The organism is Magnetospirillum fulvum, from assembly GCF_900108475.1.
Taxonomy (GTDB): domain Bacteria; phylum Pseudomonadota; class Alphaproteobacteria; order Rhodospirillales; family Magnetospirillaceae; genus Phaeospirillum; species Phaeospirillum fulvum_A.
This window is the reverse complement of record NZ_FNWO01000002.1, coordinates 87,571-113,659: the sequence shown is the minus strand read 5'-3', so window position 1 is coordinate 113,659 and position 26,089 is coordinate 87,571. Positions and strand designations below refer to the sequence as shown.

Here is a 26,089-nt window from a genome sequence, read left to right as displayed (position 1 = left end):
GACTCCCATGCCCGCTTCCGTTCTCGTCCCCCGAATCGAGTTGAAGATTCTCGATCCCCGTCTGCACGAATGGGGGATGCCCCGCTATCAGACCGAGATGGCGGCGGCGCTCGATCTGCATGCCTGTGTGGACAATCCGATCATTCTACACCCCCAGGCACCGGCTCAGTTGATCCCTTCCGGAATCGCGGTGTATATTGGTTGCGAGCATATCGCGGCTTTGTTGATGCCGCGGTCGGGGCTGGGCCACAAAAAGGGGCTGGTTCTGGGCAATACGGTCGGACTGATCGATGCGGATTATACCGCCCAGGTGATGATCAGCGCCTGGAACCGCAACCCCGTTGGATCCGACCCGATTGTCGTTTCTCCCGGAGAACGGATCGCGCAATTGATGTTCGTTCCGGTGGTGCGTCCGTGTCTCGACATCGTCGATCACTTTTCGGCGACGACGGAGCGAGGCGAGGGTGGGTTCGGTTCGACCGGGACGGGAAGGGAACCATAGGGCGATGCTGAGGCCGTCCAAGAAGATGCTGTTCGCGATCGAGGCTGTCCTCGATATCGCCTACCACGCTGGCGGCGAGCCGGTGCAGAGCCGCGAAATCACCCGTCGGCAGGGCATTCCCCGCCGTTATCTCGAACAGACCCTTCAGCAATTGGTGCGGGCGGGCATTCTGGTCGGCGTGCGCGGCCCTCGTGGCGGCTACCGGTTGGCCCGCGAGCGGCGGCGGATTTCGGTGGGCGAGATCGTTCGCGTCGTCCGTGCCCTGGAATCCATCGAGGATGCGGCAGAGGAAAGCCCAGCTTCGGCGCTGGGTCGTCAGGTGATCCGCCCGATGTGGGGCGATCTGGGCGAAGAGATCATGTCGAGGCTGGACGGGATCAGCATCGACGAATTGTGCATGCGGGCCTATCGCGACGGCGTGCCCAGCGAAGCGACGCAAAAGCTCGATTTCACCATCTGATACCAACCTGCATTGAGTTGAACTCATGCAGGTTGGTTAGGCCCGAAGGGCCGCGCGCCTCGTGGCGCGAAGCCAAGGGACGCGGAGGCGTCCCGCCCGGCGCATGAGGGGCTCGCGCGGATCGGTTCCGATCAGCGCAGCTTGGTATGACGTTCGTATCAGCGGCTACAGCAGCAGATCGACGCGCGGGCCTTTGTCGTTGTTCTCCTCGATCACACCCCGGCAGGTGAACAGACGATCGGCGGCGATTCCCGCCTGCTCGCTCAGGTAATTCTTGGCGGTCGCGGCACGGCGGTTGGCCAAGCCGATCAGGGCGTCGCGGTCGGCTGGTTCCACTCCCGTAACGGATGGCTCGGAGCCGATCAGTCGTTCAAGGCGGCTGAGCAGCGGCCGCTCCTCGTTGCGGCGCTGCAAGGTCAGCGCCTGCCCTTCATTAATCACCGCTTTGCCGCACAGGGTCAGACGCAGGCTCTCGCGCCCGCGCATCAGGATGGCGACCTGATCAAGGGTCTGGCGCTGCTCGTCGGACAGGGCGGCGCTGCCGGGGGGAAAGCCGAGCGGGGCCAGCGAAAGGTGGTTATCGCCGCCGAGATCGGTGACCAGCGAAATCAGCGCGGTGAAGGGAAAGGCGACCTTGAGCGTCGCCATCACCGTCGAGGACACCGCTCCGGCGACGGCCTGGGCGACGGCGTCGCTGACATCGAAATCAGGCGAATCGAGCCGTCCCCGCACCGGAATCGACAAGCGGATACGGTCGTCGCTGCCGCGGAGCAGGTCCAGCATCGTCTCGACCGGCATTCCGGTCTGGCGCACCAGCGGAGCGTTGGGATCGGGGGCGGCGATGAACAGATTGGACAAGGTCAGCTCGATCTGGCCGTCGAGAGCGCCGTTCGTGGCTCCCCCCCGCACGGTGCCGTCGAAATGGCCGGTGCTGAGATGAACCCCCAGCGCCTCGGCGAGATAGGGCGACAAAGGCGGCAGTTCAAGCGAGGTGATGCGGGCATCGACCCGGCCGCCGGGCGAGTCGGCGAACGGACGCAGCGCGCCGGAGGCAACGACCGTCGCATTGCCGATTGATGCGGACAGATCGAACGGACTGTCGCGGTCGGGATGGGCGCTGTCGAGTTGGGTGACGGTCAAAACAAGCGGGCGCGCCATCAGTCGGACCGGCTCGTTCAGGCTGCGATCCTCGAACCACAGCTTGCTCCCGTCGCCGATGGTCAGCCGGTTGAGCGCAACGGTGAGGGGCGCAGCGGGAGACGACGATTCCTTGCCCGAGGCGGGGAAGGAGAACCCGAGCAGGCCGGTCTCGGTCCGGGTCACCCGCAGGGTCAGTCCGGCGATGTCGGCAGACCCGGCCGAAACGGCGCTCGTTCCGTCGTAAGCGGGGCGGTCGAACCGCAGCGAGCGGGCTTCGACCCGCCAGGGATACCCGGCCGGGCCGCCCCGGCGTAGCGCCGTCAGTCCCTCGACCCCCATTCGGGTTGCGGCCAGCCCGCCCGCCGGACTGAGGGTCAGACCGGCCGCTTCGATCCGGTTCGCCGCCATCCAGTCGCGCGCGCCACGGGTGGCCGAGGCGGCGATCTTGTCGGCGGTCAGCAGCTTCAGATGGGCCCCGATGGGCAAAGCGGCCTTGGCCGGGCCGGTCTCGATCTTCCCTTCGGCGCGGGCCTTGCCCAGCGTGACCGCGAAATCGGACTCGGCTAGCCGTCCGGATTCCAATTCCAGCCGCCCGTCGGCGTTGGCCGAGGCGATGCCGTTGGCCTCGGCCTGCCCGGTCCAGCGGATCGTGGCGGCGGCGATGTCGGGACCGGACCCGGTCAGGGCCAGCCCGGTGGCATTCAGGCCGCCCCGCCAGATCAGATGGTTGCCGTCGAGCCGCGCCGGGGCGGCGTCGAGATGCAGGGCGGCGGCGGCGATGTCTGGGCCCGAACCCTTCACCGCCAGCGTTTCGGCCCCCAGGCTGCCCTGCCAGCTCCATTGGCGACCTTCCCAGCGCAACGGGGTAGCCTCGATCCGCAGCGCGGCGGCCGACACCGTCACCGGGGGGGCGGACATCGTCAGTCCGGACCCGGTCAGATCGGCGGAAAGCTCCAGGCGGGTGCCGTCCCAGACCGCCTGCTTCAGATCGAGGGCGAGATGATCTCCGTTCAGCCCGACCGGTTCGACCAGACGCGGGGCTTTGATGTCGGCCTTGCCCGTTGCGGTCACGGTCGGACCGGTGTCGGTCAGCTTGCCCACGACCGCAGCCTCAAGATCGACGGCCCCTTTGGCACCGCCTAGTCCGATCTCGCCGAGAGCCTCCTGGAACAAGGCAAGATCAAGCCCGCCCGAGGTCAGCGTCAGGGTAAAGGACGGCTCGGGGACAAAGGGCAGAACGGTCCCGGTCATGGTCACCGGTGCGCCGTTCAGGCTGCCCTCAAGGGTGAAGGCGACCGGCAGGTCGGGGTCTTGGCTGTGCAGGTTGGTGACGAGCAGGCGGCGGATCGCGATGTCGGCCTTCAGCGAGCCGCTGGCGAAGAGAAGCCGACTGTCGGTCAGGTCCAGTTCGGCAAGATCGATTCCCCACGCCGTTTTGGCGACAACGACGGGCGGCGCGTCCGCCGTCGGCGGCGGCTCGGTCGATAGGGCCAGCGGAAGGCCGTTAAGGACGAAGACATCGCTGCCGGCTTCGCGGCGCAGGTCGATGGTGACCCCGGTCAGTTCCAGATGGTCGATCGCGAGCCGTTTGCTGAACAACGGCCCCCAGCGGAAACGCAGGGCAATATCGCCGACCCCCAGCGCGGAACTGCCCAAAGGCGCCCGGGCAAGGACGTCCTTGACCTTCAGATGGCCGTCGAACAGTGACAGATTGCTGCCGGCGATGCTGACATCGACCATGCCGAAATCGCGCAAGGTGCGGATCAGGCCCCAGCGCAGCCCGGCATCGGGCAGGACAAGCCAGCCCGCCGTCAGTCCGCCCACCACGATGGCGGCGGCCAACCCCCATTTCCCCCGCCGACTCAGCCGGAAGTTCCGCCAGCTGTACGCCACATCGCCTCCGCATGCATCCGACCCATATCTTATGATCGTGCTGCGGAGAAAAAAGGCAAGCCCGGATCGCGTAGAACGCAACCCGGGCTTGCCCGAAACAGACGATGCAGCGGCTTATTCGCCGGTAATGATCCGCTCCACCAACTGGCGGACGGTGGGAACGAACCCGTTGGCGTAATAAGGATCCTGACCGAACCGATAGGCGTTGTGACCGGCGAACATCAATTCGGTCTCGACGTCGCCACCATGGCCGATGTTCTGAAGCGTCTTCTGGATGCAGAAGCTGCGCGGATCGGCCTTTTTGCCGGTGGTGCCGGATTCGCCCTGAGCCCAGTTCGAGAACTGGCACTGCGACAGGCAGCCCATGCAATCGACTTGGTCGCGGCGGATCGCCTCGGCCCGCTCGGGTCGGACGAAGACCAGGGTCGAGGACGGAGTCCGCAGCCCATCGGAAAAGCCCTGCGCAACCCAACCCAACGCCCGTTCCTTATCGTGCGGGGTGACCCAGACGATCCGGCCGCGCGCCCCGATCGGCAGTTCGGCGACATGATCGCCGACACATTCGGGGGAATAGGGAATCTGGTGGTCGAGCCGCTCGCACAATTCGCCGATAAAGGCGTTCTTGACCGCCGAGGAATAGAACCCGGTCGGGCTGAAATGGTGCAACAGCACGTCACCCGGCTTTAACGTCAGCAGGCGCTTCTTCCAGGCGTCGGAGATCGGGCTTTCCTGGGTCAGCAGCGGCCGGGTTCCGTATTGGAAGGCGACCGGGCCAAGCTCGGGATTGCCGATGAAATCTTCCCATTCCTTCAGCCACCACACGCCACCGGCCATGAAGATCGGCACGTGGGCAAGACCGCATTCGGTCATCACCTGACGGACTTCGCGGACTCGGCCATAGGGCGGCTCGGGAGTCTGGGGATCTTCGCTGTTGGACAGGCCGTTATGACCGCCCGCCAGCCAGGGATCCTCGTACACCACGCCGCCCAGCAGAGCGGGGAACTTGTGGTACGACCGCTTCCACAGGGCGCGGAAGGCGCGGGCCGAGGAAATGATCGGATAATAATAGACGTTGTTGCGGGCGGCGATTTCGGCGACGCGATAGGGCATTCCCGCCCCGCAGGTGACGCCGTGGATCAGGCCCTTGGACCCTTCCAGCACCCCTTCGAGGATCGGTTCGGCACCGCCCATCTCCCATAGCACGTTCATGTGCAGGCGGCCTTTGCCACCGGCAATGTCGTGGGCGATTCGCGCCTGGGAAATGCCGCCCTTGATACCAAAGGCGATCAGTTCCTGATGGCGCTCGGCTCGGGTCTTGCCCAGATAGCGCATGACGACCGGATTGCCGTCTTCGTCGTAATGGTCGGCATTGACGCCCGAAAAGGTGCCGACGGCCCCGGCCGCCGCCCAGGCGCCTGAGCTTTCGCCGGTGGAGATATTGACCCCCTTGCCGCCCTCCACGACGGGAAGGACCTCACGACCGGAAATAATAATGGGATCGAGGGGTTTCAAGGCGACGATCACTCCTTGGCAGGCCATGGCCGCCGTCGCGGCCGGACGAGAGGGGACGACATATATAGAGCCATGGCGGGGGGGATCACCAGTGACATTACGAATTCATGACGAAGAAGGATAGTCGGTGCAGATCGCGGCAATCCCTTCGCGCCACAGCATCCGCATCCTCTCTCGATCGTTGAGGGTATAAACCAGCAAACCCATTCCTGCCGCTCCGATCGCCCCAATCAGCGAGCGATCCAGCTTGGCCTGATCGGCGACCAGAACAGTGCAATCGAGCGCCTGGGTCCGCTCGCGCCAGTCGGGGGGAATCGCGCCGACCAACAGACCACGCGGCCAAGAGGGAACGATCTCGCGCGCCATCGCCAGCGCCTCGGGGGAAAAGCTGGTCACCAGCGGCGGCGGCCGGTCGGCGGGCCACAGCGCCGCCGCAATCGTCAAGGCGATCCGGGCGGTTTCCGCTTCCTGCCCGACCGAGGGCTTCAGTTCGATATCCACCGCCAGCCCGAGGTCCAGGCACAGGCCAAGCGCCTGTTCCAGGGTCGGGATCGGCTCTCCGGCGAAGGCCGGACCGAACCACGATCCGGCGTCGAGCATCGAGAGCGCGGCGCGGGTATGGGCATCGACCGGGCCGCTTCCGTTGCTGGTGCGGGCAAGATCGTCGTCGTGGAACAGCACCGGGCGGCCATCGGCGGAGAGACGGACGTCGAACTCGACCATTTCGGCTCCGGCCCGTGCCGCCGCCCGCAAGGCTGCCAGGGTGTTCTCGGGGGCCAGACCGGCCGCGCCGCGATGCCCGATCTGGAGCGGAACCGCGATCATCGGGCCAAGTGCTCCAGCACCGCCTCGACGGTGATGGCGGTCATGCAGCGGGCTTCGGTACAGGCCGACTTGCGGTGATTGGCCGCCGAGACGCAGGGCGAACAGGCCAGACCGGCAAAGACGAAGCGGGCGTTGGGGTTAAGCGCGCCGTACAGCGCCGGAATCTCCGGCCCGAACAGCACGACGGTCCGCAATCCGGACGGCGCGGCGAAATGGGCCGGGCCGCTATCGTTGGTCACCATTGCCTCGGACAAGCTGTAGAGCAGCGGCAGTTCGGTCAGTTTGGTAAAGCCGCACAGCACCGCGACCCGGGACGAGCCCAATTGGGCGGCGATCGCCTCGGCCTCGGGGCGTTCGGACGCGGTTCCGGTCAGCAGCAGGGCGACACCCTCCTGCGCCAGCAGGCGGCGGGCCAGTTCAAGGTAGCGCTCGACCGGCCAACGCCGCAGCGGCATCAATTCGCTGCTGTTGGGGTTGAGGATGATCCAGCGCGGGTGGCTGGCCAGGATCGGATAGGACTCGACCAGCCGGGCGCGGAATGCAGCCAGTACCGTCGGCTCGGGCACATGCGGCAGCAGACGGATATCGTCGTCGCTGAACACGCTTTTGCTGAAGGGAACGGTGTCGGCAGGCTCGGACAGCGCCTCGACCAGCGCCAGGAAGTTCTTGGCGATGTGGAGGTGGGGGTTATAGGCGACGCGATGGGTCAGCAACTCGCCGCGATAAAGCCCCTCATTGTGGAAACGGTGAAAGCCGACCCGCCGCTCCGCTCCCGACAGGAAGGTCAGCAGCGCGCTATAACGCGAAAACAGTTCGAGATCGATCGCCGCCATCAGGTTGAGGCGCCGCATCGTCCACACCGCCCGCAGCGAATCGAGCGCCAGCGTCACGAAATTGTCGGCGCGGATCGTCAGCACCCGCTCGGGCGGAATGGTGCCGGTGATCTCCAGGCTGGGGCGGTTGGCGGCGAAGATCAGGAAATACAACTGGGCGTCGGGAAACCGGGTCTGGACCCGGCGCATCGCCGGATCGGCCAGGATGGTGCTGCCCATCTCGGACAGTTCGATCAACACGATGTCGCGACCGGACGGCGGCGCGGCCGGGCGAATCCGCCGCCACAGCCACCAGAACGCGGTCAGTAGAGCGCAGAGCGGCACGCCCACCCAGAAATCGATCCGGCGCATCGTGTCGACCTTCACTGCACGTCCCTCCGATCCTTGAACAGACCCGTCTGATAGGATTCCGCCAGCCAGATTTCATAGCGGTCGATGGTGCGGCCGCCCCATTTCCGCTCGATCACATCCAACAGGGTAACCCGCTCGAAATACAGCGAAATATCCTCGATCGCATGACGTCCGGTCCGCGACACAAAGAGTGCGTTGCGACCGGCCAGGGGAACGACGTCGTCACGGCCATAAGACGGAATCCGCGGCACACCATCCGAACCGGTGAGAAAGACTACCGGATGGTCGGGCAGATAATAAGACAGTAGGCCGCTCAATTCATGCTTGGCGACAAAGACAAAGGTATCGGGACGCTCGACCCGATGCGTCTGGACCGCTTCGGCCAGCCGATCCCAGCCGCCCAGACGCCCCAGCGGGTCGAGCTTGGGCGGAATCGGCAGAATCGCCGTCGCCATCTGGAGATAGACCACCGCCAGCAGGATTCCGGCCAGAGCGGGCGCGGCCAGATAAAGACGGCGCAGCATCACCCAGCGCGGCCCCAGCCGCACCGGCCCGCTGATCGCGACCCAGCCCCCGGCGGCGGCGGCGATGCCGCCGATCCAGGCCGGACCGGCCCAATGCGGCTGAACCAATCCGCCCCAGGAATGATGGACGAAAAAAGCGAGAACCGGGGCCGAGGTCGCGCCCAGCAGGAACCATTCGGCGCGGCGGCGGTGCCATCCCGCCCACAGCGCCCACACCATCCCCCACAGACAGAAGCCGAACAGCAGCGGTGTGATCAGCCCGATCTGGGTTCCGGCAAAGGTGGCAAGGCTGAGCAGCGGATCGGAGACCGCGCTGTCGAACGAGTGGGACAATTGCTTGCGGAACGACACCCAATCATGCTGCCAGTTCCACACCAGCACCGGGGCGGTGCAGGCCAGCGCGAGCAGGGTGGCGAGGATCAGATGCTGGGCGCGCGCCCACCAGCGCCAGCCCTGACGGAACAGCACGAACAGGCTGAGAATGCCGGGAACGATCAGCACCATCGTATATTTGCCGGTAAAGCCCAGACCCAGCGCGATCGCCAGGAGATAGAGCCAGACCGCGCGGTCCTCGCGCAGCAACCGGACCGAAGCCCACAGCGCCAGCGCCCAGAACACCAGCAGCGGCGCGTCCGGGGTGGCGATCACCGAGGCGGCGCCGAACAGCAGGGTCAGATTCAGCCACAGCGCGGCGGTCAGACCGGCGGCGGAACTGTCGAAGGCGCGGCGGGTGATATCGTAGATCAGCAGGGTGACGAGCGCCGAGGACAGGATCGAGGGCAGCCGGACCGCCAGTTCGGAGGTGCCGAACAAAGCGGTGGTGCCCGCCAGCCACCAGGCGGCCATGCCGGGATGGTCGAAATAAGAGAGCTGGAGCTCGCGCGACCACAGCCAGTAATAGGCTTCGTCGCCGGAGAGCAGGCCAAGGCCAGCTGTCAGGGTGTGAACCAGCCCCATGACCGCCACCAGGGCGGCCAGAGCGGCGATATGTGTCCAGGGGGCCGCTTTCCGGTCGGAAGCGGTCTTCGTCGCATTGTCCAAATCCTGGCCTCCGGGGCGGTGTGATGCCGGGCGAGGTGAGGCGGGGCAATAACACGAATCAAGGCGCCAATGCCAGGGCAACAACACAAAAACCGCCCGGACACGTGGTATCCGAGCGGTTTTAGCCCGCCGCAAACGAAAAGAAGGATCAGCCGTCGACGCGAACGATCACATCAACCCGGCGAATGGTATGGCCAACGGGGGCGCAAGGGACTTTCGACACCGAAATCATTTCGGCCGGGATATCGCACAAACGACCGGATTTCTCGTAAAAGAAATGATGGTGGTCGGTGGTGTTGGTGTCGAAATAGGATCGGCCGGATTCGACGACGATCTCGCGCAGCAACTCGACTTCGGTGAATTGGTGCAGCGTGTTGTACACGGTGGCGAGCGAAACGCGGATATTGTTCGACAAAGCTTCGGAATGGAGCTGTTCCGCCGAGATATGGCGGTCGCCGCCGTCGAACAGCAGGCGGGCCAGAGCGAGACGCTGGCGGGTCGGACGCAAACCCACGGCGCGAAGGCGGTCGAGGGCTTGGCTATAGGGTCGGACGGTCATCATCGTCATCGGCTGGCACCTTATGCCTGATCGGAGGCTGATCGAAACAGATAATACCTGGAACCGTTCGAAGAAGCCAGCGCTGATGCAGAAATCATTGCCATAAGGATGGACTAGACCTTCGGGTTGGGCCATGTGGCCAGCCACCGACCTGGACGTTCAGGTCGCATTCCGCGACAATCGCGACTGGACTGCCGGATGCGGGATAAGGAACGGAAGAGATGGCAAGATTGGTGCTGGCCGTGGTCGAGGAAGCCGATGTCAACGGACGCGAGATCGTCGGGACCGGCGTGGCGATGTTGGGGCTGGAAGGCGACGACGTCATCTGCGGTCGTTGTGGCCGCGAAATGATGTCGCAGATGCCGATCCGCACGATGCCGAGCGGTCTGCTCTATCGCTGCGAGGTGTGTGGGGCGCTGAACGAAGTCCCGCCCGAAGAGCAGCCCTGAATCGCGGTCGTCGGGGACAAGACGTCCGCTGTTGCCGTCAGGTCGGGCTGTCTCCGTTGACCGCGTTCAAAACGGCGCGGGCTTCGTGCTCGTCGATCTGGTGAACGTCGGTCAGGTGGGTTTCCCACGCCTCGACATATTCGCGAACCGCGACCAGCAGGCATTCCCCAAGGGTCTGCCCGGTTTCCGCCGCCAGCGCGTCCAGACGGGCCTTCAGGTCAGGGGGGAGTGTGACCGCAAGGGTTTCCATCGTCCGTCCTCATTGACAAAGTCGGGCGCACTCTAGCGCCTTTCGTGTGTCCATGCCAGTTCCGACCGGCGCGAGCGGACGATCGGACCGGTGCCGCGGCGATGAGGAGGCTGGGCCGGGGCCGGTTCGGGTTGCCATGTGATGAATTGGGGACGGTAGAGAAAGCCCTGGACCAGATCGGCACCCTGGCTTCTGGCCCAGGCGAGATCGGCTTCGGTCTCGATTCCCTCGAAAATCAGCCGTTTCCCGGTGTCGCGGCCAAACCCGGCCAAGGCGGACAGCAGACGCTGCGCCACCGGATCGTCGCGGCGGTCGAGCCAGTCGCGGGCGATCTTCATATCGTCGATCCCGGCCAGCACGGCGAAGGAAAGCAGGCTTTCGCCGCCGCCGATATCGTCCAGCGCGACGCGGACCCCCAGCACCCGCAAGTGCCGCAGCATCGCAAGGCTGAGGCGCGAATCCGCCACCGAGGAATTCTCGATGATCTCGACCCCGATATCGTTGCGCAGCGACAACAAAGCCATCAGCGGATTGTCGGGCGAGTCGCCGCCGCCCGCGACAAAGGCGTCGGGATCGAGATTGACGAACAGGGGAACTCCTGTCGGCGCATGAGCGATCTGGTCGCGCTTGGCGCGGAACTCGATGTCGTATAGGGCGGGCAGCGACTGGTGCAGCGCCTTGAACACCCGGTCGGGGGGAACCGGTTCGCCCATCCGAGTGCGAAAGCGGCTGAGCGCCTCATACCCGGCGATTTGACCGGTGACGACATCGACCAACGGCTGGTACTCGGCCCCGACCGAGGGTTGCGACAAGATATCGGCGATCACCGCATCCGCGAGCCCCTCGGGCGAAGCGGCAAAGCGGGGCCGTGGCCCCGCCCTGGTCACGGCCGCACCTCTGGGCCGCCCCGAGTCAGCAGCGCGATCGTATGGGCCAGCGTTTCCCGCGACAGGCCCAGCCCGTCTTCGGTGGCCCGCTCGGTCAGATCGTCCAGGCTGGATGCCTTGTCGGTGCCCAGCATGTTGCGGGCGACCCAAAGGCGGGTGTGGGTGGGGATCAGCCCCGCCGCTCGCACCAGAGCGACGGCACCGGTGAATGCGCTATAATCGGTCATTGCAGCCCCCTGGCTTGTCGTCGTGCAATTAATAACCATTATTAATATGGCGTCAAGCCCTGATCGGAACTGACATTTGAACTATCCTAAACAAATGCGTAAACGCCCATATTGAAATGTGAAAAGAGTTAGCGCACAATCCAGCATCATCGAAACCGAGGAGTTCACCATGAGTAAGGACAAGAATCGTGGGACCCACCACATCGATATCGGCATCGACGAGAAGGCGCGCGAGCAGATCGGCGAGGGCCTGTCGCGGATGCTGGCCGACACCTATACGTTGTATCTGAAGACTCATAATTTCCATTGGAACGTCAAAGGGCCGATGTTCAGCACGCTGCATCTGATGTTCGAGACGCAGTATAACGAACTGGCCCTCGCGGTTGACCTGATCGCCGAGCGCATCCGCGCCCTGGGCTTCCCGGCCCCCGGCAGCTATCGCCAGTTCGCCGATCTGACCTCGATTGCCGAAGAAACCACCGTTCCGTCGGCCGAAGACATGATCCGCCAGCTGGTGAAGGATCAGGAAGCGGTGGTCCGTACCGCCCGCTCGATCTTCCCGGTGGTCGATGAGGCTCACGACGAGCCGACCGCCGACCTGCTGACCCAGCGGATGCAGGTTCACGAGAAGACCGCGTGGATGCTGCGCAGCCTGCTCGATTGATGGTGACGGCCTGCGCTGGTCGGACCCCGATCAGCGCAGGCGATAAAAAGAAGGGGCGCCGGGTTTCCCCGGCGCCCCTCACTGTTTTCCGCGCCGCCCGAAGGCGGAAGAGGATCAGTGGACGGTTTCGCCATGCAGAGCGATGTCGAGACCTTCGCGTTCCTCTTCGGGGGTGACGCGCAGACCGATGGTCCAATCGACCAGCTTCAGCAGGATGTAGGTGGCGATCGCGGTATAGCCCGCCGTGATCAGCACGCCCCACAACTGGGTCAGCACCTGGCCGGAATTGCCTTCCAGCGCGCCAGCGGTGCCGCCGATCGCTTCGACCGCGAACACGCCGGTCAGAAGGGCACCGATGATGCCGCCCACGCCGTGGACGCCGAAGGCGTCGAGCGAGTCGTCATACTTCAGGGCATGCTTCAGCGTGGTGGCGGCCCAGTAGCAGCCGATGCCGGCGGCGAAGCCGATCACCAGAGCGCCCTTGGGGCCAACGAAGCCAGAGGCCGGGGTGATGGCGACCAGACCGGCGACGGCACCGGAGATCAGGCCGAGAACCGACGGCTTCTTGCGCAGGATCCATTCCGCGAACACCCAGGACAGGGCGGCGGCGGCGGTCGCGATGTGGGTCACCAGGAAGGCCATGCCGGCACGACCGTCGGCGGCGACGGCGGACCCGGCGTTGAAGCCGAACCAGCCCACCCACAGCAGCGAGGCACCGATGATCGACAGGGTCAGGTTGTGCGGAGCCATGTTATCGACGCCATAGCCCTTGCGCGGGCCAAGCACCAGAGCGGCGACCAGACCGGCGACACCGGCGTTGATGTGGACGACGGTACCGCCCGCGAAGTCGAGCACGCCCATCTTGCCGAGGAAGCCGACGGCGGCGGCGTTGGCGTCAAGCGCCCATACCCAGTGAGCGATCGGCGAATAGACGACGATCGACCACAGGCCGATGAACACCAGCATCGCCGAGAACTTCATACGGTCGGCGAAGGCGCCGGTGATGAGGGCCGGGGTGATGATGGCGAAGGTGCACTGGAAGGCCCAGAACACGGATTCAGGAATCGGGCCGCTGAGCGAGCCCTTCTCGAGACCGTCGAGCAGAACCCGGCTGAACCCGCCGATGTACGGATTTTCGCCGGTGAAGGCGAGGCTGTAACCGATCACGGCCCAGATCACCGTCACCAGGGCGGTGATGGCGAAGCTCTGCGCGGTGATGGCCAGGACGTTCTTCTTGCGGACCATGCCGCCGTAGAACAAGGCGACGCCGGGAATGGTCATCAGCAGCACCAGGGCGCTGGAGACAAGCATCCAGGCGGTGGCGCCGCTATCGAGCGTCGGCGCGGCGGCAGCGACAGTGGCGGCGGCAGCGGCCACCGGCTCGGCGGCCTCTTCTGCCCGGGCGGCGGTGGCAAGCAGGGCCGTGCCCAGCGCCGGGCCCGCGCCCAACAGGAAAGATTTGAAACGGTGAATCATGTTTACCCCCGAAGCGGCTCTGCGAGAGGACGTGCCGACGAGGGTTGGGACTATCCCGTGCTCGGTTCGGCGCGTTTAATTCAGTAACAAGAACCGTGCCAACAGGCGCGGCGGCGAAAAACCCCAATCCCTGGGTCCGTTGCCCCCGACCCTGGACCGGGATCACCCCGGTCCGTGGCGTTCATTTAGGCAACACCCCCGCCCCGTGGCGTAAAATTATGCAGCGGGGTGGATCGGACCTGAGACTCCGGACAGAGACAAGCCCCGGCCGACCCAACGGATGGGTCCGGCTGGGAACAGGATTTCTAATCCGGGGCCAACCATCATGATGACGGTCAGATCGCCTCGGCGTTGGTTTCGCCGGTGCGGATGCGGAACGCCTGCTGGATTTCGGTGACGAAGATCTTGCCGTCGCCGATCTTGCCGGTGCGGGCCGAAGTCTGAATCGCTTCGATCACGCGGTCGGCCAGGTCGTCGTTGACGGCAACCTCGATCTTGACCTTGGGCAGGAAATTAACGACGTATTCGGCGCCACGATAGATCTCGGTTTGACCCTTCTGGCGTCCGAATCCCTTGACCTCGCTCACGGTCAGCCCCTGAACTCCCAGCGGCGTGAGGGCTTCACGCACCTCGTCCAACTTGAAGGGCTTGATGATGGCCATGATCAGCTTCATCGTGTGGTCCCCATGCAAATCCTGTGGACCCGCCGCCCCCGGTGCGGAACCCGCCGCGTGATGCGGCGGTGGGAGGGCGGATCACGGTTGATCGGTCGCAAGCTCGTTTGCGATGTTCCGCACTCTCCCGCCTTTCAAGGAGCGTGCCGAATGGCCCGCCCCCGGCCGCGACAGGGATTTCCGCGGCCTTTTGCTACAACGGAACAAAGACGGCGGAACAGTCTGCCCGATTTGTGGGCTGTCCTCCGCCGCTTTGCCCGTTTTATGCGCGTTGACCCGCAGCGGGTTCAGCCGTTGCTGCCGGACTCGAGCGCGCGGGCTTCGTCGGCCAGCATGATCGGAATGCCGTCGCGGATCGGATAGGCCAGACCGGCCTTGTCGTCGATCAGTTCCTGGCGGCCGGCATCATAGCGCAACGGTGCGTGGGTGCCGGGCGCAACCAGGATTTCCAGCAGCTTGGGATCGAAAGAGGACGAACGATCGGGCATCTTTTGCAACTCCTGTCAGTGAATCGAGGTGCTGACGCACTCGGCCAGCAATTCCTTTTGGATCAACGAGGTCATCAGGCGGCAGCGTTCGGCGTTATCCGCCGCCTCCAGCAGGGCCTGCTTCTCGTCGGGGGTGAACGGGCAGGCCAAAGCCAGACGCACCGTCAGTTCGGTGTCGTCGGCTTTTTCCAGTTCGGCCAGATCGGCCCCCATCCCGTGCCCGGTCAGATAGCGCCGCAGCACCGCCAGCAGGGGCTGGCGGTCGATCGGGGATTCGTCGCGGGCGGTCAGATCAGCCGAAAAGGGGGAATAATCGGCGATCACCCGGCGATACCCCGCGCGCTCGTCGCTTTCGCCGCACAGACGGAAGCGGGCCATCCCAGTAACGGTGACCAGATAGCGGCCGTCGCCGGTCTCGACAAAGGTGGTTACCCGCCCGACGCAGCCGACCGCGTGCAACCCGCTGACCGGCCCGCCGGGTTCGGAGCGGGGCTGGACCATGGCCAGCATCCGTCCCTCGCCCAGGCAATCGTCGATCAGGGCAAGATAGCGCGGCTCGAACACGATCAGCGGCAGCGCGCCACCGGGCAGCAGAATCGTCCCCGGCACCGCGAACACCGGCACGACGGCGGGGAGGGGAGGGTGGCCGCTCCGCGCCATCACGAGAACATCAGCGACGACAGCCGCCGCCGTCCCGCCGACACCGCCGGATGGGCCGAACCGAGGGCTTCGAACAGCTTGACCAACTCGGCGCGGGCGGCACCGTCGTTCCAGGTGCGGTCGCGGCGGAACAGCTCCAGCAGCGACTCAATCGCCGCTTCGGGCTGGTTGGCGGCGAAACAGGCCAGGGCCAGATCGAACCGGGCCTGATGATCGTCGGGATTGGCCTCGACCCGGCTTTGCAAGCCCGCGGTCTCGCCGATCTCGGCGGCGCGACGGGCCAGTTCCAGCGCGGTGGTGACGGCGGCAATGTCGGAATGACGGGCCAGTTCGGGCGACAGAGCGGCGATGATCTCTCCGGCCTCGGCGCTTTCCCCCATCGCGATCAGGCAGCGCAGCAGACCGGCCAGGGCGGCGGGGTGCTCCGGCTCGGCCTCCAGCACCTGCTGGAACAGACCAATCGCGGTATCGGCGTCGCCATCGGTCAGCAAGGTGCGGGCCTCAGCGACGATCTCGTCGAGATTGGGGCCGACCGGGCCGAGATGCGGCTTTAGAAAGGCGCGCAATTCGCTTTCCGGCAGCGCGCCGGTAAAGGCATCAATCGGGCGGCCGTCCTTGAAGGCATAGACCATCGGCACCGACTGGACCCGCAATTGGGCCGCCAATTGCTGGTTGGTATCGACGTTGATCTTGACCAGGCGGGCCGCGCCCTTGGCCTCGCGCACCACCTTTTCCAGCGCCGGGCCAAGCTGTTTGCACGGCCCGCACCAAGGTGCCCAGAAATCGACCAGAACCACCGCCTTCATCGACGCTTCGATGACGTCGGCGCGGAAACCGGCGGTGCTGCCTTCCTTGATGAGATCCTGGCCGTCGGCCGCTCCGCCCCGTCCCGTTTTGGAGCCGCCGGGAGAGAAAAGAAGATCCATGGTTTGTGCTCGTTCCTGCTGCGGCGAAAGACCCGCAATAGATGGACTGTCGTCGCGCGGCTGGCAAGCGTCTCGCGACTCATCAGCGCGGCTCTGCATGGCTCTATCGCCCTGGGGCTGGGGTTGCAGCCTAATCTTGAGTTATAATGATTCTATATTGAATGCGCTCGAAAGACCATATACTCTGCGTGGCATTAGGTTCATTCGCCCAAACGAGGGAGACCCGAGAATGTCTGAAGCGATCGCCGCGCCGTCCGTCCTGGTCGGCCATTCCGCCCCCGATTTCACCGCCGCGGCGGTGCTGCCCGATAACGAGATCGACGAAGCGTTCAATCTGAAGTCGTACCTGAAGGGCTCTTACGGGGTGCTGTTCTTCTACCCGCTCGATTTCACCTTCGTCTGCCCGTCGGAAATCCTCGCCCACGATCACCGCGCCGCCGCGTTTGCCGAGCGCAACACCAAGCTGATCGCGGTCAGCGTCGATTCCCAATTCACCCACCTCGCCTGGCGCAACACCCCGGTGGAAAAGGGCGGCCTGGGGCAGGTCCGCTTCCCGCTGGTAGCCGATCTGACCAAGCAGATCGCCCGCGATTACGGTGTGCTGCTGCCGGGCGGTGTCGCCCTGCGCGGCACCTTCCTGATCGACAAGAACGGGGTGGTGCAGTCCCAGCACGTCAACAACCTGCCGCTTGGCCGCAATGTCGATGAAGCGCTGCGTCTGGTCGATGCCCTTCAGTTCCATGAAGAGCATGGCGAGGTGTGCCCCGCCGGTTGGGTTAAGGGCAAGGCCGGGATGAAGGCCGATTCGAAGGGCGTGGCCGATTATCTCGCCACCCACGGCGCCGAACTCTAATCACGGTGGGGGCGTGCCGCTTGTCGGGGGCGCGCCCTCTTCGTATGCTGACAACTTCAATCGGGATGAAACGGGCGGGAACGGAAGTCCATGGCGCACCATCACAGCAAGGTTCTTATCCTCGGCTCCGGACCGGCGGGATGTACTGCCGCGATCTATGCGGCACGGGCCAATCTCGAACCGATGCTGGTGGCCGGATTGCAGCCGGGCGGCCAGCTCACCATTACCACCGACGTCGAGAACTTCCCCGGCTTTGCCGAGGCGGTTCAGGGTCCGTGGCTGATGGAGCAGATGCAGCAGCAGGCCGAACATGTCGGCACCCGCTTTCTTGACGATCTGATCGTTTCGATCGACCTGACCCAGCGCCCGTTCCAGGCGGTGGGGGATTCCGGCGACACCTATTCCGGCGATACCGTGATCATCTGCACCGGGGCGACCGCCCGCTGGTTGGGGATCGAGAGCGAGAAGAAATTCTCGGGCTTTGGCGTCTCGGCCTGCGCCACCTGTGACGGTTTCTTCTTCCGGGGTCGCGAGGTCGCGGTGATCGGCGGCGGCAATTCGGCGGTGGAAGAGGCGATCTATCTGTCCGGCATCGCCGCGAAGGTGACGCTGATCCACCGTCGCGACAGCCTGCGCGCCGAACGGATCGCCCAGGAACGCCTGTTCGCCAACCCCAAGATCGCGGTGGTGTGGGACAGTGTCGTCGATGAAATCGTCGGCACCGAGCAGCCGACCTCGGTTACCGGGGTCCGGCTCAAGAACGTCAAGACCGGCGTGGTCAGCGATCTCGCGGTCGATGGTGTGTTCGTTGCGATCGGCCACACCCCCAATACCGGCCTGTTCGCCGACGCGTTGACGATGGACGACGAAGGCTATCTCGTTACCGTTCCCGGATCGACCGCGACCAACATCCCCGGCGTGTTCGCGGCGGGCGACGTGCAGGACAAGATCTACCGTCAGGCGGTCACCGCCGCCGGAACCGGCTGCATGGCCGCGCTGGAAGCGGAACGCTTTCTCGCCCTGCATGGACATAATTGATCGGCTACGGCACAGTAGGGAAACGGGGATCGAGCGGAACGGAGGCCGGGGGGCGACCGTTCGCCGCTTGATCGGCCCACAATACCAACGCCCCGCGCCCCAATCCCGTTATCCGTCCCATCCGGGCCGGTCTGCGGGAATGGGGGACGGGGCGCGGGGGCTTTGTCTTAGGCCCCCGCCGGGAGGAGTCGTCGCGTCGCCATGGACTGGGACAAGCTGAGGGTTTTTCATGCCGTCGCCGAAGCCGGTAGCTTCACGCATGCCGGGGAGGTGCTCAACCTGAGCCAGTCCGCCGTCAGCCGACAGATCAGCGCGCTGGAGGAAAGCCTCAATCTGCCGCTGTTTCACCGCCATGCGCGGGGGCTGATCCTGACCGAACAGGGCGAACTGCTCTACAAGACCGCCCGCGACGTCTTTTCAAAACTGGCGATGACCGAGGCGCTGCTGACCGAAAGTCGCGAGCGCGCCCAGGGACCGCTGAAGATCACCACCACCGTCGCCTTCGGCTCGCTATGGCTGACGCCCCGGATCAAGGATTTCCTCGATCTCTATCCCGATATCGCGGTGTCGCTGGTGCTCTATGACGGCGAACTCGATCTGGCGATGCGCGAAGCCGACGTCGCAATCCGGATGATGCCGCCGCGCCAGCCCGATCTGGTCCAACGCCATCTGCTGACGATGAGCTACAGCGTGTTTGCCTCGCCCGAATACATCAACGAATACGGCAAGCCGCAGACTCCCGCCGATCTCGACCACCATCGGATCATCGTGTTCGGCGAGGATGCCCGGGTGTCGGCGCCGGTCGCCAACGTCAATTGGCTGCTGGACGCGGGAATGACCCCGGATCGGCCCCGCCGCCCGGTACTCGAGGTCAACAACATCTACGGCATCTTCCGCGCCGTCAAAAGCGGGCTGGGCTTGGGCGCGATGCCGGATTACATGATCAATCCGGCCGACAATCTGGTCCGGGTGCTGCCCGATCTGGCCGGGCCGAAATTCGATGCGTTTTTCGTCTATCCCGAGGAACTGCGTCATTCCCGACGCATTACCGCATTCCGCGATTTTCTTCTGACCAAGATCGCGGAATCGCACTAAGTTCTCGGCGTTCGATTCATCTTGTGCTTGAGTTATGCGCTGTCTGCATGCCCCGGCCGAGATAATTGGAATGGTTGGCGGCGGCAACTTGCCTTAGATACACAGGATGACTTACTGCATTGCAGTCGGTTTTAGAGTTTCGGTGGTTTTTCCGCCGTCTCGTTCCCGGACCTAGCGTCCGGGTTGGGGGTCCTTGGATCCCTACGTCTCCTAGACGTGAAGCCTCCCTGTTTGACTTTGCCCCCGGGTTCTTACCCGGGGGTTTTTTTTATCAAGGGGTTAGCGGTTTCACGGGCCGCGATCATGATCTGGCCCGAATCCACAAAATGATGATCGTACGAGCATCGCAAATGGGATTTATGCGCTGCGGTGCCTTCCAGTGCCGGAGCTTCTCACCGAGAACCCATCCCGATATGGCTCTCTGTCTTTACGTATAACGCAAACTCCGTTGACAGTGGGCTAGTGAAGCATGATATCAAATCATGCGACTGTTTCTATAATTCGAGCGCAGTATCACACTGTCGGGTAATTTTATGCGTCAGACCAAAGAAACCCACACCAAGACGGTTTTGAAGCTGGGCTTCGGTCAGGGCTTTTGCCTCGGTCTCGGCTCGCTAGCGCTGCTCGCTGTCCCGAATTATATCCCCCCCCGCATTGACGGGAACGGTTTGGCCTCCGACTGGCGGGCTGTGGGCCGCGACATTCGGACGGCGATGCGACGGGCTGATGAGTTCGGAAAAGCAGGCTGAGAAGCTACAGACCGAAATGGTGAAGACGGGGGCGGCCTTGGTTCCTGGGGCAGATCTTCATGTTGTGCTGTCCCCGGATGTCGAGCAGGAGTTGCTCGGTCAACTTCATGAACTGGGTATCGACGCACCTCAATTAGACGGGGTCCTGACTGTCGTTGCGCAGACCATTTCGCGCGAGGTTGTTCATAGTGGACCCCTTCCTCCGCCTCAGCAATTGGCGGCGTATAACGAGGTGGGGGAGGATTTTGCCGAGCGCATCGTCCAAATGGCGGAGCGCGAACAGAATCATCGGCATAACATTGAGCGCCGTGTTGTGACCGCAAGCGTCACAACCCATTGGGCTGGTTTGCTTTGCGGTCTGCTCGTAAGCATGGGTCTGATGACTGGGGCGTATTACAGCGGTGTCCACGGCCAGCCGTGGGTTGCGGCGGCATTTCTCGCTGCGAGCGCTGTCGGCATGGTTTCGGCCTTTGTTAAAGGAAGCCAGATGGGACTCGGAGGAGGGGGGCGAGACGAGTCACCGCCGAGTTCCGCGCCCAAGGGCGAGCGACCGAGTCTTCCCGCTAAGGGTTCACTCCAGGGAAAACCTGCTGGAAAAACAAAGGCGCGCCGGTGATCGTAACCCATCTTAAGGCGGCCTAAAGCCGCCTTTTTCATTTCCAACGGGTGGGGTGTTATTTGCTGGCGATGGCCGCCACGATCGCTCCGGTCGCGTCGATCAGGTCGAGCGGGGCGGCCTTGATCTGAAGGCCGCGCTGGCCGCCATTGACGACGATGAAGGGGAGCAGCAGGGCGCTCTGGTCGAAGATCGTGCGCAGGCGCTTTTTCTGGCCGAGCGGCGAAATGCCGCCGACCTTGAAGCCGGACAGGCGCTCGGCATCGGCGACCGCCATCATCTGCACAGATTTCTTGTCGGTGGCGTGGGCCAGCGCCTTCAGGTTCAATTCGTGGTCAGAGGGAACCACCGCGATCATCGCCTCGTCGCCCGCGGTAACCATCAAGGTCTTGAACACCTGCGACGGCGGTAACCCCAGCGACTGGGCGGCATGGAGGCCGATCGAGGGGGCGTCGGGATCGTAGTGATATTCCAGCAGATCGAACGGCTTTTTGGCCTTGTCCATCGCGGCGGTGGCGGGGGTGCGTTTGCTCATATCGGTGTTTCCCGAAGCGGAGCCGTCGTTGCACTATCGAAACAACAGCCCCAGTGGCGGTTGGTCGCCTCAGTCAGTAATGCCGGGGCGGATCGTCACCGCGTGACCGGCTGCCTGTCCGGCCTCGAAGGCGGCGGCGGCGACCTTCTTGCCCGAGGCGCGACCGCGCCGCAGCGACAGGTCCAGTTTGGCGAATTCGGCTTCGACGATGGCGTGGCGGACGACGACAAGGTCGCGACCGCTGGTGCGGCGGTTGGACTCGTCGCGCTCCGCCTTCATCGCGACCAACTTGTCGGCGATCGAGACCGCCATGCCGAACAGGAACGATCCCCGTTCGTCGTGGCCGTAGCGGATGAAGCGCTGCTGAAGGGCATAGGCTTCCCAGGCGGTCTGCATCGCGGTGGCGATCACGTCATGGACATAGCGGGCCATTTCGAGGCTGGGGCGCAGACCGAAAAAGACATAGCGGATTCGTCCGCTCTCGTCTTTCTCGCGCCAGACCTTGCAATCGCAATAATCGGCGATCGCCGGGATGCAGGCCGAGATCGGCTGGCGCTGCTTGCGGTTGGTCTCCAGCGCGGCCTGCTCGCACTGCTCTTCGCGCAGTTCAAGATCGCTGAGCGACAGATCGTGACGGTCCAGCAGTTCGGCGACTTTCGCCGCCGCCGCCAGCGCCTCGTCCTCGGTGCAGCCGTTGGCGGTGGTTTTCGCCCGCAGCGCCTGAAGTCGCGATTTGAGCTTGTCGAGATCGTCTGCCATGCCGACTCCTTCCGCCTGCGGGGGAGGGCGTTGGTTCAGCCGACCGGTTTCGACCAGCGCGAGGCGGGATAGCGGTGCTGAGGCTGGGAGTCGCTCGTCGCGGCCTCGCTCGCGTCGCTTGGCGCGGGCGTCCGGTCGGGACGGGGCTTGGTGCCCAATCCGATCGACTTGGCCAGTTCCGAGCGGCGGGCGGCATAGGTCGAGGCCACCATCGGATAATCCGACGGCAACGACCATTTGGCGCGATACTCGTCCACCGACAGAGCGTGGGCGGTCTGGAGGTGCCGCTTCAGCATCTTCTGCGGCTTGCCGCACTCAAGACAGTAGACCGCGTCCGGGGTCACCGATTTGCGAACCGGCACGGCGGGCTGCTGCCGTTCCGGCGCTTCGGCGGCGGGGGTGTCGATATTGACCAGAGTGGCATAGGTATTGCGGATCAGGTCGGGCAGATCGGCCGTCGCCACGGCGTTGTTGCGAAGGTAGGCGGCAACGATTTTCGATGTCAGGCGGATCATACAGACAGACTCCAATCAGGCGGTCACGGTGCAGTGATCACCGTGAATGTCGCGGCTGGGCTGACGAGGACGGCATCGGCAGCCAAGTCCGGGCCTCTGCTCCTGCAAGATCAGCGTTCAGCGCGTCAGCGATCGCCGCGTCCGGACCAGTCATGTTCATGACTGATTTCCGATGATAATTACAAGTCTTACCGATGCCATGCGACTCTTGTTGGCATCAAAGCCAGATTTTGGCGACGAGGACAGCAAAAAGGCCGGACCCGAGGATCCAGCCTTTTGATGGTGCTCTCACTCTCGTGAGAGACTTGGAGCGGGCGAAGGGATTCGAACCCTCGACCCCAACCTTGGCAAGGTTGTGCTCTACCCCTGAGCTACGCCCGCTCTGTCTGGCGACCAGGGCCGGGAGGTCCCGGCGTCTGGAGGCCCGCATATTACGAAAAGAATCGACCGGCGCAAGCACTTTTTTCATTTTTTTGGCAACAGGGGCATCGTCTCGCCGGATCGGTGAAATCAGGGCATCATTCTCCGATCCCCAAGCACGGTATCGGACAGCAAAGGATAGAGAGTGCGGGCATCGTGCATTTGATAGTGCCACCATTCGTGGCGATAGAAATCCCATCCGGCGGCAATCATCAGTCCCAGCAAGATGGCGCGGTGGCGTTGGGCTTCGGGGGCGAGGTCGAGGCGGGCGTGGTGCGATTGCGGGGTGAAGGCGTCGAAACCGGTTCCCATGTCGAGCGGCTGGCCGGTGGTGATATCGACCAACTCGACATCGACGGCGACGCCCATCGAGTGGGTCGAGCCCTGATGAGGGTCGGCGAGGAATTCGGGATCGGGGCAGATGCTCCACAGCGCCCATTGCGCCTCGGTGGGGCGAAAGGCGTCGCGGATGCGCAGACGCAATCCCAGCGGATGGGCCAGCGCCGCCGCCCGGGTCAGCAACGGGGCGGCGTCGGCATGAAGCCAGCACTCGGCATCGGGTCGATAGACCGGGCAACCGGTGAAATTGTCGGCGGTGGCATAGGCCAGGGCCAGCTCGATATTGAAGGCGGTCGGGGAAATGGATACCAGAGACGACATCTTAGGCCTTTCCTTGATTGGCCGGGCGCAGTATAGCCGCGTGATGAATGTTCTTGCCATCGACACCTCGACCTCGGCCTGTTCGGCGGCGCTGCTGCGCAACGGGCAGGTCGTCGCCCACCGTCTGACCGTGATGTCGCGCGGTCAGAGCGAAGCACTGATGCCGATGATCAAGGCCGTGTTGGACGAATCCGGTCTGACCGTCGCCGGGCTCGACCTGCTGGCGGTGACGGTCGGTCCGGGTGCCTTTACCGGCCTGCGTATCGGACTGGCCGCCGCGCGCGGCTTTGCCCTTGCCGCCGGTCTGCCGCTGGCCGGGGTGCCGACACCGCTGGCGGTCGCGGCCGCTATTCCGGAGTCGGAACGAGAGGGACGCACTGTGGTGGTCGCGCTCGAGTCGCGGCGCGACGATCCCTGGGTCCAGTTGTTTCGCGCCGATCTGACCCCGCTTAGCGCGGTCGAAGCGCTCAGTCCCGCCGCCCTTGCTCCACGGCTGACCGGCCCGGTGCTGGTCGCGGGCGATGCTGCGGCGCGGATTTTGGCGGCGATTCCCGGGGCGGTGGCAGCCTCGTCGCCGGGTTGGCCCGACGCTGCGATCGTCGCGCGGGTGGGCGAGGATTTGTGGCGCGAGGGGCGAGCGCTCCCGGCCGAGCCGCTTTACCTGCGTGCCCCCGACGTCACCCTGCCCGGACCGCCGTCATGATCGAGTTGATGCCAGCGGCGATGGTTCATGCCGAATTGCTGGCTGGGATGCATGCGGTGTGCTTCGCCGAGCCGTGGAGCGTCCGCTCGATGGCCGAGGTGCTCTTGATGCCCGGCACCAGCGCGCTGATCGCCGTCGATGGGGGGCGGTTGCAGCCCAGCCCGACCGCGCCGGGACCGGCCGGGCTGGTGATGTGGCGGCGAACCTTCGACGAGGCCGAGATTCTGACCCTGGCGGTGTTGCCGCCCTGGCGCGGCCAGGGGGTGGGGGGGCGGCTGCTCGACGCGGCGATGGCCGATTCGGCGGCGCAGGGGGCGACGGCGATGTTTCTGGAAGTTGCCGCCGACAATGTCGCCGGTCAGGCGCTCTATCGCCGCCATGGTTTCGCTCAACTTGGGCGGCGTAAGGGATATTACGGAGGTGTTGACGCCTTGACGATGCGTCGGACACTGGAGCAGCCCCAATTCATCGGTTTGTCGTCTGAGTATCTCGATAAAATTACTTAAACTATTTCTTGCATATCAGAAGGCGATGCGGCCCGAGCGGATCGTTGTCCGAGTGACGCGTCATCGCCAGAATTTCGTGTCCCAGGTCGCGGATGGATCTCGGCACATTTTCAATAGGTTCCCAACCCTTTAGCCATATTTCGGCTGTTTCTCCCGGGGCCATCCGTTCGATCAGCAACTTGGCTTTGACGAAGGTCATCGGACAGACCTCCGCTGTGATGTCAAGGCAGTAGTTCGGATTTTCAGTCATGTGATTCCAGTCGTCTTGCTTTGTCATATTGGTTATTGCTTCCCCCGAATGAAGGAATTATATAGGGCCGATCGTTAGGAAATGGGAGGGGTGCTCTAAATGTCGGAGCGTTCGAGTAACAATGAACTTCTTGCGCTCACCACCGAGATCGTGTCGGCGCATGTCGGCAACAATAGTGTGGCGATCGGAGAACTGCCCCACCTGATCCAGGAGGTCTACCGTACCCTGTCGTCGGTCGGGACCACTCCGGCGATTCCCGAACGGCCCCAGCCCGCCGTCGCGGTGCGCAAGTCGGTGACTCCTGACTACATCATCTGCCTCGAAGACGGCAAGAAACTGAAAATGTTGAAACGGCACCTCAAGACCGCTTACAACATGACCCCGGAAGAGTATCGCGAGCGTTGGGGCTTGCCGCCCGATTACCCGATGGTGGCCCCGAATTATGCTCAGCACCGGTCCAGCCTGGCCAAGAAAATCGGCCTGGGGACCAAGCCGCGGACGCGCAAGCGGGCGGTCTGAGGATAGGTCGCGGAACTCGGGCGCCGACCGATCAAGGTGCGGCGGCGCCCGCTTGTGGGGTAACAGGCGCTCCCGTCGCCGTTCAACGGATGGGCCATGGTTTCGCGCATCGAGCAGCGCTGTATCGACAAAGGGATGAAGATGACCGAGCAGCGGCGGGTGATCGCCCGTGTGCTGTCGGATTCGATCGACCATCCCGATGTCGAGGAAGTCTATCGCCGCTCCACCCACATTGATCCGAATATCAGCATCGCGACGGTCTATCGCACCGTTCGCCTGTTCGAAGAAGCGGCGATCCTGGAGCGCCATGATTTCGGCGACGGCCGTGCCCGCTATGAAGAGGCCGCAGGCGACCATCACGACCACCTGATCGACATGCAATCGGGCGCGGTCATTGAATTTTCCAGCAGCGAAATCGAGGCGTTGCAGCGCGAGATTGCCCGCCGCTATGGCTTTCGGCTGGTAGGCCACCGGTTGGAACTGTACGGAGTTCCGTTGACTTCCGACGACGAACGGGCAGAGAAATAGAC

The 26,089-nt window shown here is 64.1% G+C and carries 31 protein-coding genes and 1 tRNA gene; 12 read left to right on the top strand and 20 right to left on the bottom strand.

Annotated elements, in window-relative coordinates:
* Window positions 1-7: 7 nt before the first annotated feature.
* Complete coding sequence (gene dut, locus BLW40_RS02710; protein WP_074765314.1) at window positions 8-502, top strand: dUTP diphosphatase; 495 nt, start codon at window positions 8-10, stop codon at window positions 500-502.
* Window positions 503-506: 4 nt separating this feature from the next.
* Entirely contained in the window at window positions 507-962 is a 456-nt protein-coding gene (locus BLW40_RS02705) for an RrF2 family transcriptional regulator (RefSeq protein ID WP_074765312.1), read from the top strand.
* Between the two features lie 165 nt (window positions 963-1,127).
* Here BLW40_RS02705 and BLW40_RS02700 read toward each other — a convergent pair whose 3' ends face one another.
* From BLW40_RS02700 to irrA, 6 genes are all read right to left on the bottom strand, one after another.
* Complete coding sequence (locus BLW40_RS02700) at window positions 1,128-3,944, bottom strand: DUF748 domain-containing protein (protein ID WP_074765310.1); 2,817 nt, start codon at window positions 3,942-3,944, stop codon at window positions 1,128-1,130.
* A 165-nt stretch (window positions 3,945-4,109) separates the two neighbouring features.
* Window positions 4,110-5,534, bottom strand: coding sequence for an NAD(P)H-dependent flavin oxidoreductase (locus BLW40_RS02695; protein ID WP_074765308.1), 1,425 nt, complete (start codon window positions 5,532-5,534; stop codon window positions 4,110-4,112).
* 78 nt (window positions 5,535-5,612) lie between these two features.
* The gene (ugpQ, locus tag BLW40_RS02690) at window positions 5,613-6,332 is read right to left on the bottom strand and encodes a glycerophosphodiester phosphodiesterase (protein WP_074765306.1); all 720 of its coding nucleotides are present in this window, start codon (window positions 6,330-6,332) and stop codon (window positions 5,613-5,615) included.
* The gene (locus BLW40_RS02685) at window positions 6,329-7,531 is read right to left on the bottom strand and encodes a glycosyltransferase family 9 protein (protein ID WP_074765304.1); all 1,203 of its coding nucleotides are present in this window, start codon (window positions 7,529-7,531) and stop codon (window positions 6,329-6,331) included. The genes ugpQ and BLW40_RS02685 overlap by 4 nt, the downstream gene beginning before the upstream one ends.
* Window positions 7,528-9,081 carry an ArnT family glycosyltransferase gene (locus BLW40_RS02680; RefSeq protein ID WP_074765302.1) on the bottom strand — a complete coding sequence of 518 codons (1,554 nt, stop codon included), beginning with the start codon at window positions 9,079-9,081 and terminating at the stop codon, window positions 7,528-7,530. The genes BLW40_RS02685 and BLW40_RS02680 overlap by 4 nt, the downstream gene beginning before the upstream one ends.
* 148 nt (window positions 9,082-9,229) lie before the next feature.
* On the bottom strand, window positions 9,230-9,649 hold the full coding sequence (gene irrA / locus BLW40_RS02675) for an iron response transcriptional regulator IrrA (RefSeq protein ID WP_074765300.1): 420 nt from the start codon (window positions 9,647-9,649) through the stop codon (window positions 9,230-9,232).
* 212 nt (window positions 9,650-9,861) lie between these two features.
* On the opposite strand from irrA, the gene BLW40_RS02670 reads away from it, so the two are divergent.
* On the top strand, window positions 9,862-10,089 hold the full coding sequence (locus BLW40_RS02670) for a hypothetical protein (RefSeq protein ID WP_074765298.1): 228 nt from the start codon (window positions 9,862-9,864) through the stop codon (window positions 10,087-10,089).
* A gap of 37 nt (window positions 10,090-10,126) precedes the next feature.
* On the opposite strand, the gene BLW40_RS02665 is transcribed toward BLW40_RS02670, so the two are convergent.
* The 3 genes from BLW40_RS02665 to BLW40_RS17580 are packed head-to-tail and all read right to left on the bottom strand — an operon-like array spanning window position 10,127 to window position 11,453.
* Complete coding sequence (locus tag BLW40_RS02665) at window positions 10,127-10,339, bottom strand: ribbon-helix-helix protein, CopG family (protein WP_074765296.1); 213 nt, start codon at window positions 10,337-10,339, stop codon at window positions 10,127-10,129.
* Between the two features lie 32 nt (window positions 10,340-10,371).
* Complete coding sequence (locus BLW40_RS02660) at window positions 10,372-11,226, bottom strand: EAL domain-containing protein (protein WP_170834513.1); 855 nt, start codon at window positions 11,224-11,226, stop codon at window positions 10,372-10,374.
* Window positions 11,223-11,453 carry a hypothetical protein gene (locus BLW40_RS17580; protein ID WP_074765292.1) on the bottom strand — a complete coding sequence of 77 codons (231 nt, stop codon included), beginning with the start codon at window positions 11,451-11,453 and terminating at the stop codon, window positions 11,223-11,225. Before BLW40_RS17580 ends, BLW40_RS02660 begins: the two co-directional genes overlap by 4 nt.
* Before the next feature lie 169 nt (window positions 11,454-11,622).
* Between BLW40_RS17580 and BLW40_RS02650 the strand changes: the two genes are divergently transcribed.
* Entirely contained in the window at window positions 11,623-12,117 is a 495-nt protein-coding gene (locus BLW40_RS02650; RefSeq protein WP_074765290.1) for a Dps family protein, read from the top strand.
* A 114-nt stretch (window positions 12,118-12,231) separates the two neighbouring features.
* On the opposite strand, the gene BLW40_RS02645 is transcribed toward BLW40_RS02650, so the two are convergent.
* From BLW40_RS02645 to BLW40_RS02625, 5 genes are all read right to left on the bottom strand, one after another.
* The gene (locus tag BLW40_RS02645) at window positions 12,232-13,593 is read right to left on the bottom strand and encodes an ammonium transporter (RefSeq protein WP_139305464.1); all 1,362 of its coding nucleotides are present in this window, start codon (window positions 13,591-13,593) and stop codon (window positions 12,232-12,234) included.
* A 335-nt stretch (window positions 13,594-13,928) separates the two neighbouring features.
* Window positions 13,929-14,267, bottom strand: a complete 339-nt coding sequence (locus tag BLW40_RS02640; protein WP_074765288.1) for a P-II family nitrogen regulator — start codon at window positions 14,265-14,267, stop codon at window positions 13,929-13,931.
* Between the two features lie 287 nt (window positions 14,268-14,554).
* Entirely contained in the window at window positions 14,555-14,755 is a 201-nt protein-coding gene (locus BLW40_RS02635; protein ID WP_074765286.1) for a Trm112 family protein, read from the bottom strand.
* A 15-nt stretch (window positions 14,756-14,770) separates the two neighbouring features.
* Window positions 14,771-15,415 carry an LON peptidase substrate-binding domain-containing protein gene (locus BLW40_RS02630; RefSeq protein WP_074765283.1) on the bottom strand — a complete coding sequence of 215 codons (645 nt, stop codon included), beginning with the start codon at window positions 15,413-15,415 and terminating at the stop codon, window positions 14,771-14,773.
* Window positions 15,415-16,341, bottom strand: a complete 927-nt coding sequence (locus tag BLW40_RS02625; protein ID WP_074765281.1) for a thioredoxin family protein — start codon at window positions 16,339-16,341, stop codon at window positions 15,415-15,417. The genes BLW40_RS02630 and BLW40_RS02625 overlap by 1 nt, the downstream gene beginning before the upstream one ends.
* Before the next feature lie 229 nt (window positions 16,342-16,570).
* Between BLW40_RS02625 and BLW40_RS02620 the strand changes: the two genes are divergently transcribed.
* The 4 genes from BLW40_RS02620 to BLW40_RS02600 all read left to right on the top strand — a co-directional run bounded on the left by BLW40_RS02620 (window position 16,571) and on the right by BLW40_RS02600 (window position 20,692).
* Entirely contained in the window at window positions 16,571-17,194 is a 624-nt protein-coding gene (locus BLW40_RS02620) for a peroxiredoxin (protein ID WP_074765280.1), read from the top strand.
* 90 nt (window positions 17,195-17,284) lie between these two features.
* Window positions 17,285-18,232 (top strand): thioredoxin-disulfide reductase, encoded by a 948-nt coding sequence (trxB, locus tag BLW40_RS02615; RefSeq protein WP_074765278.1) that lies wholly within the window; start codon window positions 17,285-17,287, stop codon window positions 18,230-18,232.
* Window positions 18,233-18,433: 201 nt separating this feature from the next.
* Entirely contained in the window at window positions 18,434-19,327 is an 894-nt protein-coding gene (locus BLW40_RS02610) for a LysR family transcriptional regulator (RefSeq protein ID WP_074765276.1), read from the top strand.
* Window positions 19,328-20,053: 726 nt separating this feature from the next.
* On the top strand, window positions 20,054-20,692 hold the full coding sequence (locus tag BLW40_RS02600) for a DUF2335 domain-containing protein (RefSeq protein WP_074765272.1): 639 nt from the start codon (window positions 20,054-20,056) through the stop codon (window positions 20,690-20,692).
* Window positions 20,693-20,750: 58 nt separating this feature from the next.
* On the opposite strand, the gene ybaK is transcribed toward BLW40_RS02600, so the two are convergent.
* The 5 genes from ybaK to ddpX form a co-directional block, all read right to left on the bottom strand.
* On the bottom strand, window positions 20,751-21,227 hold the full coding sequence (gene ybaK / locus BLW40_RS02595; RefSeq protein ID WP_074765270.1) for a Cys-tRNA(Pro) deacylase: 477 nt from the start codon (window positions 21,225-21,227) through the stop codon (window positions 20,751-20,753).
* Window positions 21,228-21,296: 69 nt separating this feature from the next.
* A complete protein-coding gene (locus BLW40_RS02590) occupies window positions 21,297-21,986 on the bottom strand; it encodes a DUF7168 domain-containing protein (RefSeq protein WP_074765268.1) in 690 nt (229 codons plus the stop codon).
* A gap of 35 nt (window positions 21,987-22,021) precedes the next feature.
* The gene (locus BLW40_RS02585; protein WP_074765266.1) at window positions 22,022-22,501 is read right to left on the bottom strand and encodes a Ros/MucR family transcriptional regulator; all 480 of its coding nucleotides are present in this window, start codon (window positions 22,499-22,501) and stop codon (window positions 22,022-22,024) included.
* Between the two features lie 306 nt (window positions 22,502-22,807).
* A tRNA-Gly gene (locus BLW40_RS02580) sits at window positions 22,808-22,882 on the bottom strand.
* 129 nt (window positions 22,883-23,011) lie between these two features.
* Window positions 23,012-23,581, bottom strand: a complete 570-nt coding sequence (ddpX, locus tag BLW40_RS02575; RefSeq protein ID WP_074765264.1) for a D-alanyl-D-alanine dipeptidase — start codon at window positions 23,579-23,581, stop codon at window positions 23,012-23,014.
* Window positions 23,582-23,624: 43 nt separating this feature from the next.
* On the opposite strand from ddpX, the gene tsaB reads away from it, so the two are divergent.
* Complete coding sequence (gene tsaB, locus BLW40_RS02570; protein ID WP_074765262.1) at window positions 23,625-24,284, top strand: tRNA (adenosine(37)-N6)-threonylcarbamoyltransferase complex dimerization subunit type 1 TsaB; 660 nt, start codon at window positions 23,625-23,627, stop codon at window positions 24,282-24,284.
* A complete protein-coding gene (locus tag BLW40_RS02565) occupies window positions 24,281-24,790 on the top strand; it encodes a GNAT family N-acetyltransferase (RefSeq protein ID WP_074765260.1) in 510 nt (169 codons plus the stop codon). Before tsaB ends, BLW40_RS02565 begins: the two co-directional genes overlap by 4 nt.
* A gap of 1 nt (window position 24,791) precedes the next feature.
* Here the strand turns inward: BLW40_RS02565 and BLW40_RS02560 are convergent, their stop codons facing one another.
* Entirely contained in the window at window positions 24,792-25,040 is a 249-nt protein-coding gene (locus BLW40_RS02560; RefSeq protein ID WP_074765774.1) for a sulfurtransferase TusA family protein, read from the bottom strand.
* Between the two features lie 99 nt (window positions 25,041-25,139).
* On the opposite strand from BLW40_RS02560, the gene BLW40_RS02555 reads away from it, so the two are divergent.
* Together BLW40_RS02555 and BLW40_RS02550 are read left to right on the top strand one after the other, a co-directional pair.
* Window positions 25,140-25,559: a Ros/MucR family transcriptional regulator gene (locus BLW40_RS02555; protein WP_074765258.1), complete on the top strand. Its 420-nt coding sequence runs from the start codon at window positions 25,140-25,142 to the stop codon at window positions 25,557-25,559.
* Between the two features lie 96 nt (window positions 25,560-25,655).
* Entirely contained in the window at window positions 25,656-26,087 is a 432-nt protein-coding gene (locus BLW40_RS02550; RefSeq protein WP_074765256.1) for a Fur family transcriptional regulator, read from the top strand.
* The last annotated feature ends 2 nt before the right edge of the window (window positions 26,088-26,089 follow it).

Coding starts and splice junctions, on each gene's coding strand:
- dut (WP_074765314.1), top strand. CDS start 8: ATGCCCGCTTCCGTTCTCGTCCCCCGAATCGAGTTGAAGATTCTCGAT.
- BLW40_RS02705 (WP_074765312.1), top strand. CDS start 507: ATGCTGAGGCCGTCCAAGAAGATGCTGTTCGCGATCGAGGCTGTCCTC.
- BLW40_RS02695 (WP_074765308.1), bottom strand. CDS start 5,534: ATGGCCTGCCAAGGAGTGATCGTCGCCTTGAAACCCCTCGATCCCATT.
- ugpQ (WP_074765306.1), bottom strand. CDS start 6,332: ATGATCGCGGTTCCGCTCCAGATCGGGCATCGCGGCGCGGCCGGTCTG.
- irrA (WP_074765300.1), bottom strand. CDS start 9,649: ATGACGATGATGACCGTCCGACCCTATAGCCAAGCCCTCGACCGCCTT.
- BLW40_RS02670 (WP_074765298.1), top strand. CDS start 9,862: ATGGCAAGATTGGTGCTGGCCGTGGTCGAGGAAGCCGATGTCAACGGA.
- BLW40_RS02665 (WP_074765296.1), bottom strand. CDS start 10,339: ATGGAAACCCTTGCGGTCACACTCCCCCCTGACCTGAAGGCCCGTCTG.
- BLW40_RS17580 (WP_074765292.1), bottom strand. CDS start 11,453: ATGACCGATTATAGCGCATTCACCGGTGCCGTCGCTCTGGTGCGAGCG.
- BLW40_RS02650 (WP_074765290.1), top strand. CDS start 11,623: ATGAGTAAGGACAAGAATCGTGGGACCCACCACATCGATATCGGCATC.
- BLW40_RS02645 (WP_139305464.1), bottom strand. CDS start 13,593: ATGATTCACCGTTTCAAATCTTTCCTGTTGGGCGCGGGCCCGGCGCTG.
- BLW40_RS02640 (WP_074765288.1), bottom strand. CDS start 14,267: ATGAAGCTGATCATGGCCATCATCAAGCCCTTCAAGTTGGACGAGGTG.
- BLW40_RS02635 (WP_074765286.1), bottom strand. CDS start 14,755: ATGCCCGATCGTTCGTCCTCTTTCGATCCCAAGCTGCTGGAAATCCTG.
- BLW40_RS02630 (WP_074765283.1), bottom strand. CDS start 15,415: ATGGCGCGGAGCGGCCACCCTCCCCTCCCCGCCGTCGTGCCGGTGTTC.
- BLW40_RS02625 (WP_074765281.1), bottom strand. CDS start 16,341: ATGGATCTTCTTTTCTCTCCCGGCGGCTCCAAAACGGGACGGGGCGGA.
- BLW40_RS02620 (WP_074765280.1), top strand. CDS start 16,571: ATGTCTGAAGCGATCGCCGCGCCGTCCGTCCTGGTCGGCCATTCCGCC.
- trxB (WP_074765278.1), top strand. CDS start 17,285: ATGGCGCACCATCACAGCAAGGTTCTTATCCTCGGCTCCGGACCGGCG.
- BLW40_RS02610 (WP_074765276.1), top strand. CDS start 18,434: ATGGACTGGGACAAGCTGAGGGTTTTTCATGCCGTCGCCGAAGCCGGT.
- BLW40_RS02600 (WP_074765272.1), top strand. CDS start 20,054: ATGAGTTCGGAAAAGCAGGCTGAGAAGCTACAGACCGAAATGGTGAAG.
- ybaK (WP_074765270.1), bottom strand. CDS start 21,227: ATGAGCAAACGCACCCCCGCCACCGCCGCGATGGACAAGGCCAAAAAG.
- BLW40_RS02590 (WP_074765268.1), bottom strand. CDS start 21,986: ATGGCAGACGATCTCGACAAGCTCAAATCGCGACTTCAGGCGCTGCGG.
- BLW40_RS02585 (WP_074765266.1), bottom strand. CDS start 22,501: ATGATCCGCCTGACATCGAAAATCGTTGCCGCCTACCTTCGCAACAAC.
- ddpX (WP_074765264.1), bottom strand. CDS start 23,581: ATGTCGTCTCTGGTATCCATTTCCCCGACCGCCTTCAATATCGAGCTG.
- tsaB (WP_074765262.1), top strand. CDS start 23,625: ATGAATGTTCTTGCCATCGACACCTCGACCTCGGCCTGTTCGGCGGCG.
- BLW40_RS02565 (WP_074765260.1), top strand. CDS start 24,281: ATGATCGAGTTGATGCCAGCGGCGATGGTTCATGCCGAATTGCTGGCT.
- BLW40_RS02560 (WP_074765774.1), bottom strand. CDS start 25,040: ATGACTGAAAATCCGAACTACTGCCTTGACATCACAGCGGAGGTCTGT.
- BLW40_RS02555 (WP_074765258.1), top strand. CDS start 25,140: ATGTCGGAGCGTTCGAGTAACAATGAACTTCTTGCGCTCACCACCGAG.
- BLW40_RS02550 (WP_074765256.1), top strand. CDS start 25,656: ATGGTTTCGCGCATCGAGCAGCGCTGTATCGACAAAGGGATGAAGATG.